The organism is Shewanella sp. SM32 (assembly GCF_025654235.1).
In the GTDB taxonomy this organism is placed as follows: Bacteria; Pseudomonadota; Gammaproteobacteria; order Enterobacterales; family Shewanellaceae; genus Shewanella; species Shewanella oncorhynchi.
Genome location: NZ_JAKKRO010000124.1, coordinates 1 through 2,889, shown reverse-complemented (window position 1 = coordinate 2,889; position 2,889 = coordinate 1). Strand labels below are relative to the sequence as shown.

At 43.2% G+C, this 2,889-nt stretch carries 2 protein-coding genes and 1 pseudogene; 1 reads left to right on the top strand and 2 read right to left on the bottom strand.

Features of this window, described 5'->3' with window-relative positions; translation table 11 throughout:
• Both L5M10_RS23470 and L5M10_RS23465 read right to left on the bottom strand, forming a co-directional pair.
• Window positions 1–140 (bottom strand): annotated as a pseudogene (locus L5M10_RS23470) (IS4 family transposase); the annotation flags it as partial.
• A 76-nt stretch (window positions 141–216) separates the two neighbouring features.
• Complete coding sequence (locus L5M10_RS23465; RefSeq protein ID WP_263256054.1) at window positions 217–2,466, bottom strand: TonB-dependent receptor; 2,250 nt, start codon at window positions 2,464–2,466, stop codon at window positions 217–219.
• Between the two features lie 257 nt (window positions 2,467–2,723).
• Between L5M10_RS23465 and tnpA the strand changes: the two genes are divergently transcribed.
• Window positions 2,724–2,889: IS66 family insertion sequence element accessory protein TnpA (gene tnpA, locus L5M10_RS24260; protein ID WP_411569349.1), on the top strand; the 166-nt coding region annotated here is incomplete at its 3' end.

The following is a 2,889-nucleotide window of genomic DNA, read 5'->3' as shown; positions in this document are numbered from 1 at the left end:
TTTCGACCTAACTCAGTCAAGGTCAGTGTCTTACATTCAATCAGTGCCTTAGAGGCCAGCATCAAGCTGTTTAATCGTTTTAGGTGAAGTTCTGGGCAGTATTGGTGTAAAGAATGTTGTAGGATATTGGCTTCGCGCATCTTGTTGTCCAAGTGTAGTTTTTGGCGAAACCATTTGATCATGCAACAAGATGCGCTTCCACCCTAATTTGATGATTTATTTGTAAATCATCAGGGGATTCTTCAGCGCTGAGCGACCTGGCATAGGGGATAAATGCCTTAGGAAACTGTTATGTGGGCGCGCATCTACATCGGTAAGATTATCTAAGCTTAGGTAGAATTGAGTCGGCACTTTCGAAATGACTTGATCTAAAGTGATATTGGCTCCGAGCAAAGCATAAGATTCAGAGGGCCTCTCAAATCTGCTAACGTCACTTTGTGAATGATAGCGAACATAATCGATGGACACAGTAAGCGCATCATACTGCCAATTTAGTGAAGTGCCTGTTTTGGATTGTGGTGTACGAGGCATTGAAGTGCCTTCTAAGCTACGGCGAAAGAATTCGTCCCGCTCACCAGTGAGAGGTGGACGAGTACTAAAGATGTCGTAACTACCATCGTATTGATATCGAGGAGTATTTCTCACTCTGTCAGTAAATGCGCTGAGCTCAAAAACTCCCCACCTTTGCCACGGGAAGGTATAGATAGCTTGTACCTCTAACCCTTGATTGTTTGTATCTGCTTGGCGCCATTCACGAACATAAGTACCATTACGCTCAAGGCCTGTACTACCAAGATAAATAAAATCATTGAATTGATTTTGATACCAACTTGCCATTAGCTGTAAATCGGCGATTTTAGCGGTGGTATTTATTTCAAAGGAGTGATTAATTTCCTTTTTAAGATTTGAGCTGCCCTGTTCTTCAATTAACAGAGCATAGTGTGGGTTACTGGCGTAAAGCTCATTCATTTCAGGAGCACGCTCGGCATGAACGTAATTGACTCGTGTTGACCAATTTTGCAATATGTCCCATTGCAGTGATCCTGAGTAGCTTTGGAGATAAAAATTTCTATCTTTAACATTCGCTCCTGAGCCTCGACCTACCTTGTACCCCTCTGCGTTTACTTGGTGCTTAATCGCATCATAACGACCTCCAAACTCAAAAGTAACCGGACCAAAGTGCAGGGTTTGTAGCGTATAGGCTGCATAGTTTTGACTATCGACATCAGGCATGTAATTGTCATAGCCCTCCCCTTTATAGGCTTTAGTGTCGTACTGTAATCCTAAGACACCATCGAAGTTTGATGTCCAACTATGATAGAGCTTAGGGCTAATGACCCAAGAGGTAAGTTCGAATTGGTTGACGGATACCTCTGCCATATGCTCATCATCGACTTGATTCGAATAGGCGCCATCGAGGCTAAATGAGTTTATCCAATTGTCATCCCAGTTTTCGACATACTTCATATCTACGCGATCACCACGGGAAAAAATTCGAATATTACCCCGTTGATCAAAATCCACTGGTGCGCTGCTGCCACGACGCATGAATCCCGGAATACCGCGATGAGTGTCCGTATAACCGTAAGCCAAACCCAAAAGACGTTGTTGGCCAGTGTAGCTTCCGCCTGCCGAGAATGATGATGTGTGGTGGCTGCTGTTAAGCACAGTACCATTACTGTCTATTGAGTAGTCGGTGATAATTTGTTGTTCTAAAGGTGTAGCATCTTCATAGCGTTTTAATTGATTGTTCATCTGCCACACAGGTTGCGCATATTTGATTTGGCATAGATCGGCAAACTGTGCAGCACCTACGACTTTTGACCACGTTTTACAATCGCTGTCTTTAGAATATCCAGGGATATCGTAGTCACCACGGTCTTTGTTGATCATATTCAGCGCAAAGTTAAAAGATTCATTCCCTGCGGTAAGTTTTGCCAGTGCGGTACTTGTACTATTGAAGCCAGCTTTCACTTCAGCGCGACTGTTAAACCCATTGATTGGGCTCAATGGAATACGACCATCTTGGAGATCAACAATGCCTGCCATCGCTTGCCCACCATAGGCAATCACAGCTGTAGGACCTTTAATGGCCAAGATACTATCAGCAAGAAAGGGCTCGATGGGGATGTATTGATCCTCACTCACCGACGACATATCCTCAACTTGAGTTCCATTGAGCAACATTTTAACCCTGTTTCCACCAAATCCACGGATTTGTGGCCTACCCGATGAGCTTCCAAAAAAACCACTGTCTACCCCCGGTAATTGGCTTAAAGTTTCTCCTAAGGTATCGGCTTTACGATTATTAAGTTCATCGCCGCTGAGTTCGATTTTACTGGCTTGTATTCTTTGACTTAGCGGTTTTTCTAAAGCATGCCCAGTGACATTGATACGTTCAATAGGTTCTGCTGAAACAGCTAAAGTGCCAACACCTAATAACAGAAGGTATTTGTGGAAGTTCATTTTGTGGGTCGTCTCCATATGATTACTACTGAAACAAATGATATGTTATAACGCATCATTATGTGTCAATCGGGTTCAATATAAATAAAAGTAAATTAAGTTACTGATTGTAAATGGCAATCAGAACAACACTCGGTATGGTGACTGATGATTGCTAACAAAGATTGTCATTAGAAGGTAAGCGTCCATTTTAGGACGTCCTATTCCCACTTAAGATCGCGCGATAAGCTGTGCACTCATCATTACAGGAGAGTGATATGGCAAAGCGAGCTTACCGCAACGCTGCACAATGGCAGCAATTAATCGACTTATGGCACACATCAGAGCTGAGCATCACTGAGTTTTGCCAAACCCATCAACTGAGCACCATGTCATTTTATAAATGGCGGCAACGTCTATCACCACAAACTGAGCAAGCTAATG